Genomic DNA, 16,742 nt, shown 5'->3' with positions numbered 1-16,742 from the left:
CGCCGTCTTCGGCCGCTGTGCGCGCCGCTCGGCGTGCCACTGCGCCAGCGTGGCCCGGTACTCCAGGTGGTAGGTCCGGGTGGAGGCGTTGCGGCTAAGCTCCCGCGAGATCGTCGAGGGCGAACGCCCCAAACGCCGTGCGATCGCACGCACGCCGAGGTCCCGGGCCCGTAGCAGGGCGATCTCCTCCCGTTCGGCGAACGACAGGTAGCGGCCCGAAGTGCTCGGAGCGAAACGGGGATTCACCCCGCCAGCATGGCGGAACCACCGCGACCCCACGGCCGGCGAGACCCCGATCATGGCCGCGGCGTCCACGGAGCTCAGCCCCTGAGCGATCGCCTGCCAGAACCGGACCCTGTCCTCACGCCACGCGACGCTCGGCCGACCCGGCGAGGGCATCTGCCCGCGATACTCCCGCACCGCCCGCTGCCGATTCCCCACACCCATCCGCAAACCTCCAGCTCACAGAGGTGTTGCGACGACCGGTTGAATCCACCTTCGCTGCCGCGGTCGCTGTGGAAGATCACGCCGTCCACCGTCCCGCCGCGGGTGGTGGCCGCCATCTTCAGCGACGCCCCGACCAGGGCCGCGTCGTGGTGCGCGCCCATCGCGTAGCCGAGCAGGCGGCGCGAGAACAGGTCCAGGACGGTGGCGAGGTAGAGCTTGCCCTCGTCGGTCTCGATCTCGGTCATGTCGCCGACCCACAGCACGTCGGGCGCGACGGCGTCGAACCGGCGATGCACCAGGTCAGGGGCCGCTCGGCGCTTTCCCCGCCGGGTCAACGAGCGACGCCGACGCGGCGGTTTGCGGCCCTGCAGGCCCAGGTCGGCCATGATCTCGGCGACCGTGCTCACCGAGACCTGCCACCCCCCGGCCCACAGGTCCAGCGTGACCCTGGGTGAGCCATAGGTGTCGCCCGAGGCGTGGAAGAAGTGGGTGATCCGCTCCTCCAGCCTCGCGCGTCTGACCTCGCGCTTGGTCGGCTCGGCCGGCCGGCGTCGCCACTTGTAGAACCACGCCTGGGACACACCGAGCGCGCGGCAGGCGACGGTGTGCGGGATGCCGTGCTCGGTCCTCTGGTCGCTGATCACCCCGACGAGCAACGCCGGGTCCCCCTCAGCTACTTCACCCAAAGCACCATGCAGCGTTTGAGGACATCACGCTCCATCTCCAGCTCCCTGATCCGCCTGTTCTTCTCCGCGTCCAACCGACGCAGCCGGGCCAGTTCCTCGCGTTCGGGCACCCTCAACGTCCCGTCCCCGCCCGCCTTCTTCGCCCGCGACACCCAGGTGGCCAGGGTGGTCTCGTTGATCCCCAGATCCTTCGCGACCTGCCCGATCGGTCGGCCGGTCTCGGCCACGATCCGCACAGCCCCCTCACGGAACTCCGCGTCGAACTTCCGCCTCTTGTCTGCCATGACTCCCAACTTCCCCTTCAGTCACGGCCTCCACGCTACGAGGGGAAGGACACCCTTGCGCGGAGCGTCGTAGTCGGTTGCCACAGATGAGTCCTGTCGTCGTGATCGATCCGGTCGCCGCCGAAGCTGCGGACCGGTGCGGGGCTGTGCCCCGCCCTGGAGATGCGGGGTGTGCGAGGGCGGTCTGATGCACCGCTCCCGCTGACGCCACGTCCGGGGGTGGGCTGCGGAGTGTAGTCGACCTTGTGGCCGTGGGTCCTCCGACTGCGGCAGGCGGGTGCCGGCCGAGCATCGGCAGACGGTGCATGCCCGCGTCCTTGACAGGTTCCGGGGAGACTCAGGAGAATCCGGGAGAGCGCTCTCCCGTCCGTCTTACGGCCACCTGCCCCACCCCACCCAGGTCGGCCCCCGACGCCTTCCGGACCCGTCGCCCGAGCGGCGACCCGAGGTCCGGCCTTCGCCCTGCCCGCGAGCCGTCGGCTCGCGTCCCCCCTCGCCGACTGGAGTCGTCGTGCGCCGTCCCGATCACCGACCAGCCCTCGCCGGGTCCCTCGCCGCCCTGCTGGTGGCCGGAGCCCTCGCCGCCTTCGGCAGCCCGGCGGCGCAGGCCGCCGACCAGCCCTGGACCAACGCGTCCCAGAGCCCGGACCAGCGCGCCGACGAACTGCTCGCCGCGATGACCCAGGCCGAGAAGCTGACCATGCTGCACGGCGGGCCGTCCTGCGGCTACGCGGGCTGCATCCCGGCCAACACCCGCCTCGGCATCCCCGCGCTGCACTTCCAGGACGGACCGGTGGGGGCCGGTGACGGCCTGACCGGTGTGACGCAGCTGGCCGCCCCGGTGGCCGGCGCGGCCAGCTGGGACCCGGAGCTGATGCGCGCGTACGGCCAGGTGCTCGGCGCCGAGCAGTGGGGCAAGGGCACCAACGTGGTGCTCGCCCCGACGGTCAACATCGTCCGGGACCCGCGCTGGGGCCGGGCCTTCGAGTCGTTTGGCGAGGACCCGTACCTGGCAGGGCGGATCGGTGCCGCCGACATCGCGGGTATCCAGAGCCAGGGCCCGATGGCGCAGGTCAAACACTTCGCGGTCTACAACCAGGAGACCAACCGCAACTCGCTCGCCGACAACGCGGTGGTCTCCGAGCGCGCCGAGCGGGAGATCTACCTGCCGGCCTTCGAGGCAGCCGTCCAGCAGGGCGTCGACTCCGCGATGTGCTCCTACTCGGCCGTCAACGGCGCCTTCGCCTGCGAGAACGGGCCGCTGCAGAACGGCATCCTCAAGGGTGACCTCGGCTTCAAGGGCTTCATCACCGCCGACTGGGGCGCCACCCACTCCACCGTCGCCTCGGCCAACAACGGCCTCGACGTGGAGATGCCGGGCAGCGACTACTACGGCACCGCGCTGACCAACGCCGTCAACGCCGGCCAGGTGTCCCAGGCGACCGTCGACGACCACGCCCGCCGGGTGCTCGTGTCGATGTTCCGCCGCGGGCTCTTCGACCGCGCGCAGAACGGCAACCGGGACGCGGTGGTCACCAACGCCGCGAACGCGGCCGTCGCGCAGAAGGTCGCCCAGGACGGCAGCGTCCTGCTGAAGAACAGCGCCTCGGTGCTGCCGGTCGCACCGTCGGTCAGGTCGATCGCGGTGATCGGCGACGACGCCGGGGCGGGCGTGATGACCCAGGGCGGCGGCAGCGCCGCCGTCAACGCCCCCCACGTGGTGACGCCCTATCAGGGCATCAAGGCCCGGGCCGGGGCCGGGACGACGGTGACCTTCGCCCAGGGCGTGCCGTCCGCCGACGGCTCCCTGCCGCCGGTGCCGTCCTCGGCCCTCAGGCCGTCCACCGGGACCGGCAGCGGCCTGTACGGCGAGTACCGCAACAGCACCGACCTCTCCGGTCCCGTGGTGGCGAGCCGGGTGGACGCGGGCGTCGACGCGGTCTGGGGCGGCCAGTCGCCCGCCGCCGGCGTCAACGCCACCAACTGGTCGGCGAAGTGGACCGGCACGCTGACCCCGCCCGCCAGCGGCAGCTACCAGTTCTCGCTGAACAGCGACGACGGGAGCCGCCTGCTCGTCAACGGCCAGCAGGTCATCAACAACTGGTACAACCAGGGGCCGACCACCCGGACCGGCAGCATCACCCTGACGGCCGGTCAGCCCGTGACCATCGAGGTCGACTACTACCAGGCCGGCGGCGGCAGCAACGCCACCCTCGGCTGGGCCGTGCCAGGCCAGAGCGCCCACGACCAGGCCGTGTCGGCCGCCCGCGACTCCGAGCTGGCGCTGGTGTTCGTCAGCGACTTCCAGTCCGAGGGCTCCGACCTGCGCGACATCGACCTGTCCGCCGCGCAGAACCAGCTCGTCGCGGACGTCGCCGCCGTCAACCCGCACACCGTCGTGGTCGTCAACAGCGGCTCCGCGGTGACCATGCCCTGGGTCGGCTCGGTGCAGGGCATCGTCGCGAACTGGTACCCGGGGCAGGAGGCGGGCTCCGCCGTCGCCGCACTCCTCTTCGGCGACGTCAACTTCTCCGGCAAGCTGCCGGTCACCTTCCCCAAGTCGCTCGCCGACGTCCCCGCCGCGAGCGCCGCGCAGTGGCCGGGCCAGAACGGCAGCGTGCAGTACTCGGAGGGCGTGAACGTCGGCTACCGCTGGTACGACGCGAAGAACAAGGAACCGCTGTACCCCTTCGGCCACGGCCTCTCCTACACCACCTTCGGCTACTCCGGTCTGACCGTCTCCGCCCCCGACGGCGCGGGCAACGTCGCCGTCGGCTTCGACGTCACCAACACCGGCACCCGGGCCGGCGCCGAGGTCGCCCAGGTGTACGTCGGCCAGCCGGCCACCGCCGGCGAGCCGCCGAAGAACCTGCGCGGCTTCCAGAAGGTCGCCCTCGACCCCGGGCAGACCAAGCCGTCTCGCTGACCCTGGACGCCCGCAGCTTCCAGTACTGGGCGGGCAGTTGGACCACCGCGGCCGGTACGCACACGGTCTCGGTGGGCGCATCGTCCCGCGACCTGCGCCTGACCGGCCAGACCACCGTCGGGGGAGGCACCGGCGGCGGCCTGACGCCGGTTCCTCGTACGGGGTGGTCGGCGACGGCGTCCTCGTCGGCCGGGGGTGATGTTCCGCTGAACATGGTGGACGGGGTGGCGGGTTCGCGGTGGTCGTCGGGTGTGCCGATGGCGGCGGGTCAGTCGGTGACGGTGGATACGGGTGCGGTGCGGTCGTTGGCGCGGATCACGATGGATTCGGCGGGAAGTGCGGCTGACTATGCGCGTGGGTACCAGGTGTTCCTGTCGACGGGTGGGGTGTCGTGGGGTTCGGCGGTCGCCTCGGGCAGCGGTACGGGGGCGCTGGTGACGGTGGACTTCGCTGCGCAGAACGCCCGGTACGTGAAGGTGGTTCAGACCGGTACGTCCACCTCCTGGTGGTCGATCGCCGAGTTCAACGCCTACGGCTGAGCCGAGGGGTTGCACAGGGCCGTGGACGGGGTGTTGGCTCCGGTCCACGGCCCTGCGGTCGTGGACTGCTCGGTTCGGACGGAGGTGAGTGCCACTGTGACGCACGCCATGGAACGCCGGGTGCCGGACCTCGCGCGGCTGCTGAACCCCCGAACTGCCGCGCTGCTACGTGTACCGAGCGACGCTCCTCCCGGTCGGTACGCGGACGAAGGCCCGACCCGATCGGGAGGGGTCCGGCCCGGGAGCCGGTACGTTGAGGCGGTGCGCGGACCGGTCGGCCTGGGGGAGCGGGCCGGTTGGGGCCTGCTCGGTGCTCTTGCCTGCCTGTTTCCGGCTGCCGCTGCCCACGCTGCCGCCGGAGGGTCGCTGCCGGGCCTCGATGTTCTCCTGCTGCTGTTCGCGGGCTTCGCGGTGCCCGGTGCCCTGCTGTCGGGCAGCCGACTGCCCCGCCGCTTCGAGGCGGCGGTCGCGGTCCTGACGGTGCTTCAACTGGCCCTGCACGAGTGCTTCCACCGCCTGGCCCCGATGCCTCACTCCGGGGCCGGCCACGACACCGGCATGGCGGGGATGAGCGCCATGCCCGGCATGGCAAGGATGGACATGCCCGCGATGCCCGGCGGCCACGGCATGAGCGGGATGGACGGTTCGATGGCCGCCTGGCACACGGTGGCCACGGTCACCAGTGCGGTGGCGCTGATCCACGGCAGCCGCCTGCTGCGCCGCCTGGCCGCTCTGCGGCTGCGGCCCCGCCTTCCCCTGCTCGCGGCGCTGTTCGCCGCCCCTACGCTGCCCGCTCCGCCACGGCCGGTGTTCCCCGAGCCGGGCCGCCACCCGATCGGTGTGCTGCTCGCCCGATCCGTCTCCCGCCGGGGTCCGCCGGTGGTGCGGGCCTGACGTCCCCGTGGCGTCGGGCCCGGCCGCACGCCCCGCGTGCGGCCCGAGCACCCCAATCCGACGCCTGCCCCGCGCCCGCACGATCGGGCGCGCGACCCCAGGGGACGTACACCCATGTCTTCGACAACCGAAAACCGACCGCCCGACGCCTCCTCGACGGAGGCGGAGCTTTCTGCACCCGCGCGCTCCTGGCGCGAGGTCAGAACGCTGCTGGCCCGGCTGCACTTCTACGCCGGCATCCTGATCGCACCGTTCCTGCTCGTCGCGGCCGTGACCGGACTGCTCTACACCTTCACCCCGCAGCTGGACCGGCTGGTCTACGAGAACTGGCTGACGGTCGACCGACCCGGTGACGCGGTCCGGCCGCTGGCCGAACAGATAGCCGCCGCCCGTCAGGCGTACCCCGAGGGCGAGCTCGCCTCGGTGATCACCCCGGCCGGCCCGGACGACACCACCCAGGTGGTGCTCTCGCTGCCCGAGCTCGGGGAGAAGCAGCTCACCGTGTACGTCGATCCGTACACCGCCCAGGTCAAGGGCGACCTGGTCACCTGGTTCGGGTCCACCCCGCTCAGCACCTGGCTGGACGACCTGCACCGCAATCTCCACCTCGGCGACTTCGGCCGCCTCTACTCGGAGACCGCCGCCACCTGGCTCTGGGTCGTCGTCCTCGGAGGCCTCGCGCTCTGGCTGGGCCGGGCCCGGGGACAGCGCGCGGCGAGCACACGCGGCGTCCTGCTGCCGGACCGCTCGGCGAAGGGCGTGCGCCGCACCCGCAGCCGGCACGCCGTCACCGGCGTCTGGCTGGCGCTCGGGCTGCTCTTCCTCTCCGCCACCGGCATGACCTGGTCGCAGTACGCGGGCGACCGCTTCGGCCGACTGCTGGACGTGGCCAAGGCCCGCACCCCCGTGCTGGACACCACCCTGCCCGGCGTCCAGCCGCCCGCCCCCGACGGCTCCGGCTCCGGTGGCGAGCACGCCGAACACGGCGGCGGTTCCGGTTCGGCCGCGACCGCGGCCGAACCGGACCCAGCCGCCTTCGAAGCCGCCCTCGCGGCGGCCCGGCGCGCCGGACTCGGCGGCACCGCGACCGTGACCCCGCCCGTGAAGCCGGGCAAGGCCTGGACGGTGGCGCAGAACGACAACACCTGGCCCGTCCACTACGACCGGGTCGCGGTCGACGTCGTCTATGGCGCGGGCACCGTCACCGCGCAGACCAGGTGGTCGGAGTACCCGCTGCTGTCCAAGCTCACCAAACTCGGCGTCCAGGGCCACATGGGCCGGTTGTTCGGCCTGGCCAACCAGCTGGTGCTGGCCGCCCTCGCCATCGGGCTGAGCGTCATCACCGTCCTCGGCTACCGCATGTGGTGGCAGCGTCGCCCCACCCGCGCCGACCGGACGGCCCGCTTCGGCAAGGCGCCCGCCCGGGGCGTCTGGCGTCGGCTCCCGGTCACCGCGCTGGTCCTGGGCATCCCGCTGACCGTCGCGCTCGGCTGGGCGCTGCCGGTGCTCGGCGTGACCCTGGCGGCCTTCGTGCTGGCCGACGTCGCGGTCGGCCTGGTGCGAAGCCGCAGCGCGGCGAGCTGACCGACCGGGTGGGGGACGGCCGCCAGCCGTTCCCCACCCGGGCTCCCGCAGAGACTGTTGTGAGCGCGGCCACGGCGGGCCCCGATGCGGCCGGCGCGAATCCGACTGTCCGTGCCCGGCTCCTGGCACTGGGTCGACAATGTGCCCCGGGTCACCACCCGTCAGCGGTGACCCGGGGCACAGCGGGGCCCGGAACGATCTTCCGGGCGGCCCGTCGGGCCCTTGAAATCGGGGGTCCGGTTCCGGTCGTACCTTCGGTAACCCCGCTCTGAACTGGCACTTCGCCGAAATGCTTGCCCGGGGCCCTCGATGGCTCGTAGCTTCGTAACCAGTGCACAGCGCACCACCTGGGTTCACCACCCGCGGCCCCCGCCCCCCGAGGCGGCCGGGCACATGCGGTGAAGGTGACCGGGGCGGCAGTTCGCGTCGGACACGTGAGCAGCCGCCCGCTGCGTGCGACATCTCGGAGTACACCCCCGTGCGGGGCCGCTCCGTGCTGTCCGCCCGGGGCTTCCGAGAGGATCTGTATGACCTTCCGTAACGAGACCACCGCTGCCACCACCTCCGCCAAGCGCAACCGCCTGCGGATGGTCCTGATGGGCGGCGCTGTGGCCGCTCTCCCGGTGGCGGGCCTCGTGACGGCCACGTCGGCCTCCGCCGCGTCCAGCTCGACCTGGGACGCCGTCGCCCAGTGCGAGAGCACCGGCAACTGGAACATCAACACGGGCAACGGGTTCTCCGGCGGCCTGCAATTCACCCCGAGCACCTGGGCCGCGTACGGCGGCACCCAGTACGCCGGCTCCGCCGACCAGGCGAGCAAGGGCCAGCAGATCGCCGTCGCCGAGAAGGTGCTCGCCTCGCAGGGCCCCGGCGCCTGGCCGGTCTGCTCCGTCCAGGCCGGCCTGACCAAGGGCGGCGCAGCGGCCCAGGTCGACACCTCCGCCGCCGCCCCGGCGAAGTCCACCAAGTCGGCGGACCAGACCACCAAGGCCGCGCCGAAGAACGACACCTCGGCCGCCTCGCGCAGCACCGAGCGCAAGCCCGTCGAGAAGACCGCTCCGGCTGCGCCGGCCGCCCCCGCGCAGAAGAGCACCGGTGACAGCTACACGGTCAAGAGCGGTGACACCCTGAACGCCATCGCCACCGCCCACGGCGTGAGCCTCAATACCCTCTACACCGACAACGCCGCGGTCATCGGTGGCGACATCGACCTGATCCTGCCCGGCCAGGTGCTGAGCATCTGACCTGACGGTCGGTACCGACAGACGACGAAGCCTCCGTGCGCTGACTTTGGTCAGCGCACGGAGGCTTCGTCGTCTTCATGACGAGGCGCCACGTCGGTCCGGCCACCCGCATTTCCACGCTCCGTGCAGCAGAATGCCCGAATGGAGACGGGCACCCGGGTGGCCTACCTGCGGATGTACTCCGCGGCGGTGGACTTCGAGCGGGAGACCGTGCTGTTCTCCCACCTCCGGGCGATGGGCACGGAGTTCTTCAACCCGGCTGCGGCGTACATCAATTGTGCCAACAAGTACCGTCAGCTCCAACTGCTGGTGGCGGCCGGGCTGCCCGTGCCCGACACCTTCCTCCACCCCGGTGGCTCGCTCGCGGGTACGGTCGGCCCCGCGCTGTCGGAACCCTTCGTGGTGAAGGCGCTGAAGGGCGCGCGGGGCGCCGGCGTCTTCCTCGCCACCGGCGAGCTGGCCGGTGACCTCAGGGCAGCCTGCGCGGTGACCGCCTGTACATGCGTCAGCGGTACCACGCGGACTCGCGGGGCCGCGACCTGCGCGTGGTCATGGTCGACGGGAGGGCGGTCGGCGCGCTGGTCAGGACGAACCGGGCGGGCGGCTTCAAGTCCAACCTCTCCCAGGGTGGGAGCGCCGAGGCCTGCCTGGGCCGCCACCCGGAGGCGGAGGAGCTGGCCTGCCGGGCCGCCCGAGCGGTCGGCGCGGACCTGGTCGGTGTCGACCTGCTGTTCGGCGCCGACGGCACCTTCACCATCTGCGAGGTCAACGCCGCACCGGCCAGCAAGCACCTGCCCCAGGTGACGCCCGCGATCATCGCGGCGTGCGCGCGCCGACTCACCGAAGCGGAGGGCGGGGCCGGGGTCGCCGCGCGGACCGAGCGTCCCCGTACGGTCGCCCGCACGCAGCCCCGGGCGGCGGGCAGGGGAGCGCCCGAGGCGACCGGCGGCCCCCGCATCTCGCCGAAGCCGAGTCGCTGGTCGAGCACCTGTGCGCCCTGCCGCCCGACCTCGCCCGGGAGCGCAACCGCTACCGGCACGCCGGGCGCTTCGACACCGTGCCCGATCAGGTGCTCTGGGGATCGCCGGGTACCGCCAGGGACTTCTACGTCCTGTCGCGCTGCGCCAGCTTGCTCACCCGGGTCTTCGAGCGCTCCTACGGCGTGGGCACCACCTACGGTTGGGCCACCCCGAGGTTCTTCCGCGAGCACGTGGCCGACTGGGGCCCGACCCGCCACGCACCGGACGCCAACTCCTACCGGGCCGCCTTCGCGGCCGGCATTCCACACTTCGAACCGGTGCCGGAGGTCCGGGAGTTGCTCCCCGGTGACCTCGTGTCGATCGACTTCAACCGCCCCGTCGGTGCCCTGTACACCGGCCACATCGTGATGATCCGCCGGTACCGCGGTGAGCTGACGCACCCGACCCCCGGGCCTCCGCTGCCCGGATCGGTCGTGCCCCACGTCTTCGAAGTGGTCGACTGCAGCAGCCGCCCGCACGGTGATCCGGTCAACTTCCCGGAGCTGCTCGCGACCTACCCCGACACCCGCCTCCGGGATCGGGACGTGAGCGCCGACGGCGTCGGCTACGGCCACATCGTCCTGCACGAGGACCGCGGTGCCGGCCGGCTGGTGGGCTACCGGCGCAGCCCGGAGGCCCCCGTCGCCTTCACCGCCGTCGAACACCCCATCGCCGCCGCCCGCATCCGGCCCTGACGACCGGCGTGCGGGTCGGTCCTTCCGGTCCGTCCACCCGACGCTGGGTCAGGTGACGGTGAGTCGGCCCACCACCAGCTCCACCCGCTGCCGGGTCTCGGCGGGCGGCAGGCGTCCTGCCCGGGTGAGGGTGGCCAGGCCGTGGAGGGCGGCTCAGAACGTCTCGGTGAACACGCCCGGGTGGGTGCCCTCGCCGGCGACGTCGCCGAGGCTTTCCAGCAGGGCGGCGAAGGCGTCCTTCAGGGGCGCGGGGGTGTCCTCGGCGGCGAAGGCGAGGCCGCCGTCGAGCTGGAACATGGCGTCGTAGACGGCGGGGTTGTGTTCGGCGTAGTCGAGGTAGGCGTGCGCGAGGGCGGCGACCCGGTCACGGGGGCCGTCGGCGGCGGCGGTCGCGGCCCGCACTGCCGCGGCCATCTCGGCGGCGCCTTCGAGGGCGACGGCGCCGATGATCTCTCGCTTGCCGCGGAAGTGGCTGTAGAGGACGGGCTGGCTGTACTCGATGCGTTCGGCGAGGCGGCGGGTGGTGACCGCGTCCCAGCCCTGCTGTTCGGCGATCTCGCGGGCCGTCGCCATGATGAGGCGCTCGCGGGCGGCCCGTTCGCGTTCCTTGCGTTCCTGTACCGGCATGACCCGAATCCTAGCACCGCTAGACACCGGAGCGGCAGAAGGTCTAGCGTAAGCACGTCATCTAGCGCCGCTAGATTCCGAGAGGGGTCGTCGTGATCAACGCACTCGAGGTGTTCACCGTCGTCGTTGTCGGTCTGCTGGTGGGGGTGGAGCTCTCGGTCGCCTTCATCATCAACCGGATACTCGGGGCGCTGCCCGAGGACAGCTACCAGCTCGGCCGGGCCCACGGGGGCCGGATGCTCGGCGCCCTGATGCCGTTCTGGTACATCGGCTCGGTCGCGCTCGCGGTCGTCTGGGCCGTTGCCAGGTGGCACGATGCCGGCACCGGGCTGGTCGTCACCGGTGCCGGGCTACTGGTCCTGAGCGTGGTCTTGTCGATCGCCCTGCTCGTCCCGATCAACAACCGGAGCAAGACCTGGACCCCCGAGAACCGGCCCGCGGACTGGCGGGAGCAGAGCGACCGCTGGGACCGCTACCACTACGGCCGCGTCGCGGTCCTGGTCGCCGCCTTCGCCCTGCTGGTCACGGCCCTGGTCTGAGCCCGACCTGCGCGTGCGGTGGCGGGGACGGATGCTCCAGTCCAGCCTCAGGATGGCGAGGTCGTCGCTGTGGCGGCCGGCGTTGAGCGCCTGCGCCTCCTTGACCAGCAGGTCGACCTGGGCGGCGGGGTCGGAGGCGGGCAGGGCCGCGATGAGGCGGAGCAGGCCCTCGACACCGAGGCGGTCGGTGGTGTCGTGGCCTTCGGTGAGCCCGTCGGTGTAGAGGGTCAGGGCTCCGCTGTCGGGGAGCTGCAGGACGGTGTCGGGCCAGTGCATGGCTCCCGGGAGGATGCCGAGCGCCATGCCGTGGGCGGCGGTGACCTCGGAGGTTCCTGCCGGGGTGGTCAGCAGGGGCTCGTGGTGGCCCGCCAGGTGAAGCGAGGCGGTGCCCCTGGTCTGGTCGACGGTGAGCAGGGTGCAGGTGGCGAACTGCGAGTCGCTGCCGCGCTCGGCGACCAGGACGCGCTCCATCAGGTTCAGCAGGTCCGGGCCCCGGTGTCCGCCGAGGACCAGCGAACGCCACGCGATGCGGAGCAGGACGCCCAGGGCCGCGGCGTCCGAGCCGTGGCCGCAGACGTCGCCGATGACGGCGTGCAGCAGGCCGTCGTCGCCCTGGACCACGTCGAGGAAGTCGCCGCCGAGCAGGGCCATCGCGGCGCCCGGCAGGTACCGGCTGGTGACGGTGACCTCGGAGGTGCCGAGGAGCGGCGGGGGCAGCAGGCCGCGCTCCAGGCGGGCGTTCTCCTCCGCCCGCAGGCGGATGCGCTGGGCCTCGGCGCCGGCCCGCTCGGTCTGGCTGCGGTAGACGGCGTACCGCAGGGTCCGGCGCAGCAGCTCCGCCTCCACCTTGCCCTTGACGAGGTAGTCCTGGGCGCCGGCGGCCAGGGCGTCGGTGGCGGCCTGGGCCTCGGAGAGCCCGGTGAGGACGATGACGGCGGTGTGCGGGGCCAGGGCGCGGACGGCGGGGACGGCCGCGGTCCCGTCGATGTCGGGCAGGTGCAGGTCGAGCAGGACGCAGTCGGCAGCCGCCGCCGCCAGGTGGGCCCGGGCTCCGGCGAGGGTGGGCCGGACGACGAGCTCGAAGGGCAGGCCGGTGTCGTACAGGAGCTCCTCGACCAGCAGCGCGTCACCCTCGTCGTCCTCGACCAGCAGGATGCGGTAGGGCGCGCCCTCCTGCGCCGGGCGGGGGAGGGTCGCCGCGAAGGTGCTCATACGATCGTCTCCGGGTCCGACGGGGCGGCCGGGGCGGCCGGCAGAACGGGGAGGGCGGCGTCGGCGGCGGGCTCGGACGCCTCGTCGGCCAGGCTGAAGGTGATCCGGGTGCCGTCGTGGTGGTCCGGGTCGATGGCGATCGTGCCGCCGTGGAACTCGACGATCTTCTTGCACATCGCCAGGCCGATCCCGCTGCCGCTGTAGGCGTCCTTGGTGTGCAGCCGCTGGAAGATGACGAAGACCTTGTCGGCGAACTCGGGGGCGATGCCGATGCCGTTGTCGGTGACGGCGAAGTGCCAGAGCCCGTCCTCGTGCCGCGCCGAGACGTGGATGCGCGGGGGAGTGCCGGGCCGGCGGAACTTCACGGCGTTGCCGATCAGGTTCTGCCAGAGCATCCCCATCTGGGTGGGGTCGGCCGCCAGGGTGGGCAGCGGGTCGTGGGTGATCTCGGCGTCCGACTCCTCGACGGGGACGCTGAGGGTCTCCACGGTCCGCTCGAAGGTCTTCTCCAGGTCGACCTGCTGGTGGTTGTGGTGCACCCGGCCGACCCGGGAGAACTCGAGCAGGTCGTTGATCAGGGTCTGCATGCGGTTGGCGCCGTCGACGGCGAAGTCGATGTACTGGTCGGCCCGGGCGTCGAGCTGACCGCCGTACCGGCGCTGGAGCAGCTGGGTGAAGCTGGAGACCTTGCGCAGCGGCTCCTGAAGGTCGTGCGAGGCGACGTAGGCGAACTGCTCCAGCTCGGCGTTGGACCGCCGCAGGTCCGCTGCCTGCGCGTCCAGCATCTCGCGGGCCCGCTCGGTGAACGCGAGCTCGCGGACCAGCCGCAGGCGCATGGAGTCGATCCCGGCGCTGAGCCGCCGCAGGTCGGCGGGGCCGGTCGAGGTGATGGGGTGCTCGAAGTCACCACTGGTGATCCGCCGGGCGTCCACACCGAGCTGCTCCAGCGGCTTGTTGATGCCCCGGCGCAGGCCCTCGAAGACCAGCACGGCCAGGGCGGCGATCACGATCGCGATGGCAGCGAAGATCCAGTTGCGCAGCGCCATGGTCGACAGCAGGTCGTCGCGGGCCTGGACGCGGGCGGCGCGCAGCCTGTCCTGCTGGGCCGTCAGGGAGGCCCGCACCTCGTCGAAGCTCGTCTTGCCGGTGCCGGACAGCTCCGAGGCGAGCGGCGAAGGCGCCCCGGGCGGAGCAGCGGCGATCGGCTCCGCGATGGCCTGCTGCCAGCGCACGATGGCTGTCCGCACGGTGTCGAGGTCGGCACGGGTCCTGTCGTCCCGCACCAGGCCGGCCAGCTGGCCGGTGAGGGCGTTCTGGTCGGCGAGGCCCTGCTGGTAGGGCCGCAGGAACTCGGAGTTGCCGGTGAGGGCGTACCCGCGGATGCCGGTCTCCTGGTTGAGCAGCGCCGACTCCAGGCGGAACGAGGTGCTCAGGGCGGGTGAGCGCACGTCCACCAGCTCGACGCTGATCGTCTGGGTCCGCTCCAGGATCCAGGCTCCGGCGCAGCCCAGGACGGCCAGCAGTGTCAGCGACAGCGCGACCCCGACCCGCAGCCACCGCCGGGTCGTCCACCCGGCGGGTCCGCGCAGTGGTGCTGGCTGCTGCTCGCCGGTCATCGTGCTGCTCTCCTCCGGGTCGACGGCCGCAGGGGAATGCGGCGCAGCGCTTACTGTAGAGGTCTCCGGACAATGGTTGTTGTCGCAGGGTCGGATTTGGGCCTAGGGTGAGGACATGCCAGGCAAGAACTTCGCTCTGCGGACGAACCAGGAGCAGACCGCCGCGGCAGCGGATTCAGCCGTCGCCGGTGTGGCGAGGCTCCTGGTGGCGCGGCTCGTGGCCGACGCCCCGCAGGAGCCGGAGGACGACGACAGGGCGCGGGCGCTGGGCCTGCTCCACATGCTCGACCACCTTCTGAAGGCCACCGAACGCCTCCAACGGGAGGCAGCCGTGGCGGCGGCCCGCACGGGGGCGGGCTACCCGCAGATCGGTGCCGCCTGCGGCATGACCCGGCAAGGTGCCCGCAACCGCTGGCCCGGCCTGTTCGATCACTCCGACGACCAACCCGTGGAGCAGACCACCGTGACCTCCCCCGCCCGACCGCTCGACGTCCTGCTCGTGGAGGACGACCTCGCCGACGCGATGCTCATCGAGGAGGCCCTCACCGGGAGGGGCGCCCGCAACCTCGTCCAGGTCACCGACGGGGTGGCCGCGCTGGAGCACTTGCGCACGGCCGGCGCGACGCGGCCCGACCTCATCGTGCTGGACCTGAACATGCCCCGGATGAACGGCCGGGAGCTGCTCAAGGTGCTCAAGAACGACGAGGACCTGCGCACCATCCCGGTGGTGGTGCTCACCACCTCCTCGGCGCCCGACGACGTCTCGGGTGCGTACGGCAGCCACGCCAACGCGTACGTGACCAAGCCGGTGAACCTCGACGACTTCGAGCGGGCGGTGCAGAGCATCGACTCGTTCTACCTCGACACCGCCACCCAGCCGCCCCGTACCTGAGGACGTCCGCCCGCTCCGGCGCACCGTCAGGCGGTGTCCGGGCCGGGGGTCCGGTAGACCGTCAGGCCCTGCCGGGCCTTGGTCAGCCGGAGCCGGTCCGGGGCGGGCAGGGCCTCCCCGTCGACGGCGAGGTGCCGGGTGCCGCTCAGGCCGGAGAGGTCGAGCGAGCTCAGCCGGGCCTCCCGGTAGACGGGCGAGGTGCCGAGGGTGCCGGTGAGGAAGGCCAGCAGGAGGCGGATGCGGGCGAAGGGGTGACTGCCGTCGACGGCGCGGACGTCGAGGAGGCCGCCGTCCAGGTCGCTGCGGTGGGTGGGGGCGAAGCCGGGCGGGTCGTAGCTGCCGTTGCCGGCGAAGAGCATCCACAGGCTCCGCGGGGTGCCGCCCACGGTGACCCGGACCGGCTCGGCGCGGGCCAGCACCCGGACCAGCGCCACCGCGAGAGCCGGCCACTTGCCGATCCGCCCCTCCAGGCTCTCCCGGACCCGGACGAGCTCCGGGTAGATCCCGATGCTGAAGGTGTTGAGGAAAAACCGGTCGGAGTCCTCACCGGCGACCAGGCCGAGGTCGACGGCCACGGCACTGCCGGTCCTGACCGCCTCGGCGGTGCCGCCCGTGCTGTCGTTGCCCAGGTCGACGGCGAAGTGGTTGAGCGTGCCACCGGGGAACACCGCGAGCGGAAGCGACTCCCGGACCGCGACCGTGGCCGCCAGGTTCACCGTGCCGTCGCCGCCGCAGACCCCCAGTGCGCCGTCGGCCTTGACGGCCAGGGCGGCGCTCCGGTCCATCAGCACGGCCAGGTCGTCCTCCGGCCCGCACACCCGGATGTCGGCCGCCGGCAGCTCCCGCCGCAGCTCCTCCACCGCCCGCTCGGGACCGCGCGAGCCCGAGGAGCCGTTCACCACCACGAAGAGTCCCGCGCCGTCGGACAGGGCGGGAACCTGCATCTGCGGCGCCGCCGTCCGGGCCGGCCCGTCACCGGCGCGCGGCCACCAGCGCAGCGTCAGGGCCGCGACGCCCGCGCCGAGGGCGGCTCCGGCCAGTACGTCGCCGGGGCGGTGCTCACCCGCGTGGACCCGGGAGGCCATCACGCCGAGTGCCAGCGGTGCGGCGACCGCGCCCAGCGCGGGGGACTCGATGGCCAGGGCGGTGGCGAAGGCGGCCGCGGACGCGGAGCGGCCGGAGACGCGGGAGCCGGTGACGGGCCGTTCGAGCAGACGGCGCAGGACCGGCACCGCGTCGTGGGTCTGGTGCGGCTGCCGGGTCAGCCCCTTGGCGGCGAGGTCGGCGACGGCGGAGGCGATCAGCAGCGAGCCGACGCCGCGCAGGGCCGCCCGTCGGGCGGTGCGGTTCCCGGTCGCCGCGAGTGCCGCCGCGACGCCCGTCCACAGCTTGCCGTGGTCGGTCGCGCGGGTGAGCCGGGAGAGCCAGGGGTCCGACCCCCGGAGGCGGTGGGAGGCGACCTTCGCGAATCGCTGGGCGTCGAAGTCGGTCAGGGCCTGCCTCACGTTCACGGCTTGCCTCATGGGATGCGGGTCCTC

Annotated in this window: 13 protein-coding genes and 3 pseudogenes; 9 read left to right on the top strand and 7 right to left on the bottom strand. The window is 72.6% G+C overall.

Translation table 11 applies throughout. The features are described from left to right. The 3 genes from ACIRPK_RS34905 to ACIRPK_RS34895 all read right to left on the bottom strand — a co-directional run. Nucleotides 1-399, bottom strand: a 399-nt coding sequence (locus tag ACIRPK_RS34905; RefSeq protein WP_403046457.1) for a transposase, incomplete at its 3' end; no start/stop codon positions are given. Then, on the bottom strand, nt 321-1,091 hold the full coding sequence (locus ACIRPK_RS34900) for an IS3 family transposase (protein ID WP_403046455.1): 771 nt from the start codon (nt 1,089-1,091) through the stop codon (nt 321-323). The genes ACIRPK_RS34900 and ACIRPK_RS34905, both read right to left, overlap by 79 nt. A gap of 29 nt (nt 1,092-1,120) precedes the next feature. Next, a complete protein-coding gene (locus ACIRPK_RS34895; protein ID WP_403046453.1) occupies nt 1,121-1,417 on the bottom strand; it encodes a transposase in 297 nt (98 codons plus the stop codon). Nucleotides 1,418-1,928: 511 nt separating this feature from the next. Between ACIRPK_RS34895 and ACIRPK_RS34890 the strand changes: the two genes are divergently transcribed. The 7 genes and pseudogenes from ACIRPK_RS34890 (at nt 1,929) to ACIRPK_RS34860 (ending at nt 10,318) form a co-directional block, all read left to right on the top strand. Continuing rightward, the gene (locus ACIRPK_RS34890; RefSeq protein WP_403046451.1) at nt 1,929-4,343 is read left to right on the top strand and encodes a glycoside hydrolase family 3 C-terminal domain-containing protein; all 2,415 of its coding nucleotides are present in this window, start codon (nt 1,929-1,931) and stop codon (nt 4,341-4,343) included. Nucleotides 4,344-4,414: 71 nt separating this feature from the next. Beyond that, nucleotides 4,415-4,882, top strand: a complete 468-nt coding sequence (locus ACIRPK_RS34885; protein ID WP_403046448.1) for a discoidin domain-containing protein — start codon at nt 4,415-4,417, stop codon at nt 4,880-4,882. 261 nt (nt 4,883-5,143) lie between these two features. Continuing rightward, complete coding sequence (locus ACIRPK_RS34880) at nt 5,144-5,776, top strand: hypothetical protein (RefSeq protein ID WP_403046445.1); 633 nt, start codon at nt 5,144-5,146, stop codon at nt 5,774-5,776. Nucleotides 5,777-5,890: 114 nt separating this feature from the next. Continuing rightward, nucleotides 5,891-7,360 carry a PepSY domain-containing protein gene (locus tag ACIRPK_RS34875; RefSeq protein ID WP_403046443.1) on the top strand — a complete coding sequence of 490 codons (1,470 nt, stop codon included), beginning with the start codon at nt 5,891-5,893 and terminating at the stop codon, nt 7,358-7,360. Nucleotides 7,361-7,887: 527 nt separating this feature from the next. Continuing rightward, nucleotides 7,888-8,604, top strand: coding sequence for a transglycosylase family protein (locus ACIRPK_RS34870; protein ID WP_403046441.1), 717 nt, complete (start codon nt 7,888-7,890; stop codon nt 8,602-8,604). 479 nt (nt 8,605-9,083) lie between these two features. After that, nucleotides 9,084-9,386 (top strand): annotated as a pseudogene (locus ACIRPK_RS34865) (RimK family alpha-L-glutamate ligase); the annotation flags it as partial. 41 nt (nt 9,387-9,427) lie between these two features. Next, complete coding sequence (locus ACIRPK_RS34860) at nt 9,428-10,318, top strand: hypothetical protein (protein WP_403046438.1); 891 nt, start codon at nt 9,428-9,430, stop codon at nt 10,316-10,318. 48 nt (nt 10,319-10,366) lie between these two features. Here ACIRPK_RS34860 and ACIRPK_RS34855 read toward each other — a convergent pair. After that, a pseudogene (locus ACIRPK_RS34855) lies at nt 10,367-10,945 on the bottom strand (TetR/AcrR family transcriptional regulator). Between the two features lie 92 nt (nt 10,946-11,037). On the opposite strand from ACIRPK_RS34855, the gene ACIRPK_RS34850 reads away from it, so the two are divergent. Beyond that, the gene (locus tag ACIRPK_RS34850; RefSeq protein WP_403046437.1) at nt 11,038-11,484 is read left to right on the top strand and encodes an anthrone oxygenase family protein; all 447 of its coding nucleotides are present in this window, start codon (nt 11,038-11,040) and stop codon (nt 11,482-11,484) included. 27 nt (nt 11,485-11,511) lie between these two features. On the opposite strand, the pseudogene ACIRPK_RS34845 reads toward ACIRPK_RS34850, so the two are convergent. Beyond that, a pseudogene (locus ACIRPK_RS34845) lies at nt 11,512-12,696 on the bottom strand (PP2C family protein-serine/threonine phosphatase); the annotation flags it as partial. Next, nucleotides 12,693-14,312, bottom strand: coding sequence for a CHASE3 domain-containing protein (locus tag ACIRPK_RS34840; protein ID WP_403046434.1), 1,620 nt, complete (start codon nt 14,310-14,312; stop codon nt 12,693-12,695). The pseudogene ACIRPK_RS34845 and the gene ACIRPK_RS34840, both read right to left, overlap by 4 nt. A 115-nt stretch (nt 14,313-14,427) precedes the next feature. Here ACIRPK_RS34840 and ACIRPK_RS34835 point away from each other — a divergent pair, with 115 nt between their 5' ends. Further along, complete coding sequence (locus ACIRPK_RS34835) at nt 14,428-15,204, top strand: response regulator (protein WP_403046431.1); 777 nt, start codon at nt 14,428-14,430, stop codon at nt 15,202-15,204. Nucleotides 15,205-15,230: 26 nt separating this feature from the next. Here the strand turns inward: ACIRPK_RS34835 and ACIRPK_RS34830 are convergent, their stop codons facing one another. Next, the gene (locus ACIRPK_RS34830) at nt 15,231-16,727 is read right to left on the bottom strand and encodes a diacylglycerol/lipid kinase family protein (RefSeq protein ID WP_403046429.1); all 1,497 of its coding nucleotides are present in this window, start codon (nt 16,725-16,727) and stop codon (nt 15,231-15,233) included. Between the last annotated feature and the right edge of the window lie 15 nt (nt 16,728-16,742).

Source organism: Kitasatospora sp. NPDC101801 (assembly GCF_044766665.1).
Lineage (GTDB): Bacteria > Actinomycetota > Actinomycetes > Streptomycetales > Streptomycetaceae > Kitasatospora.
This window is presented reverse-complemented; position numbering and strand designations above follow the sequence as displayed.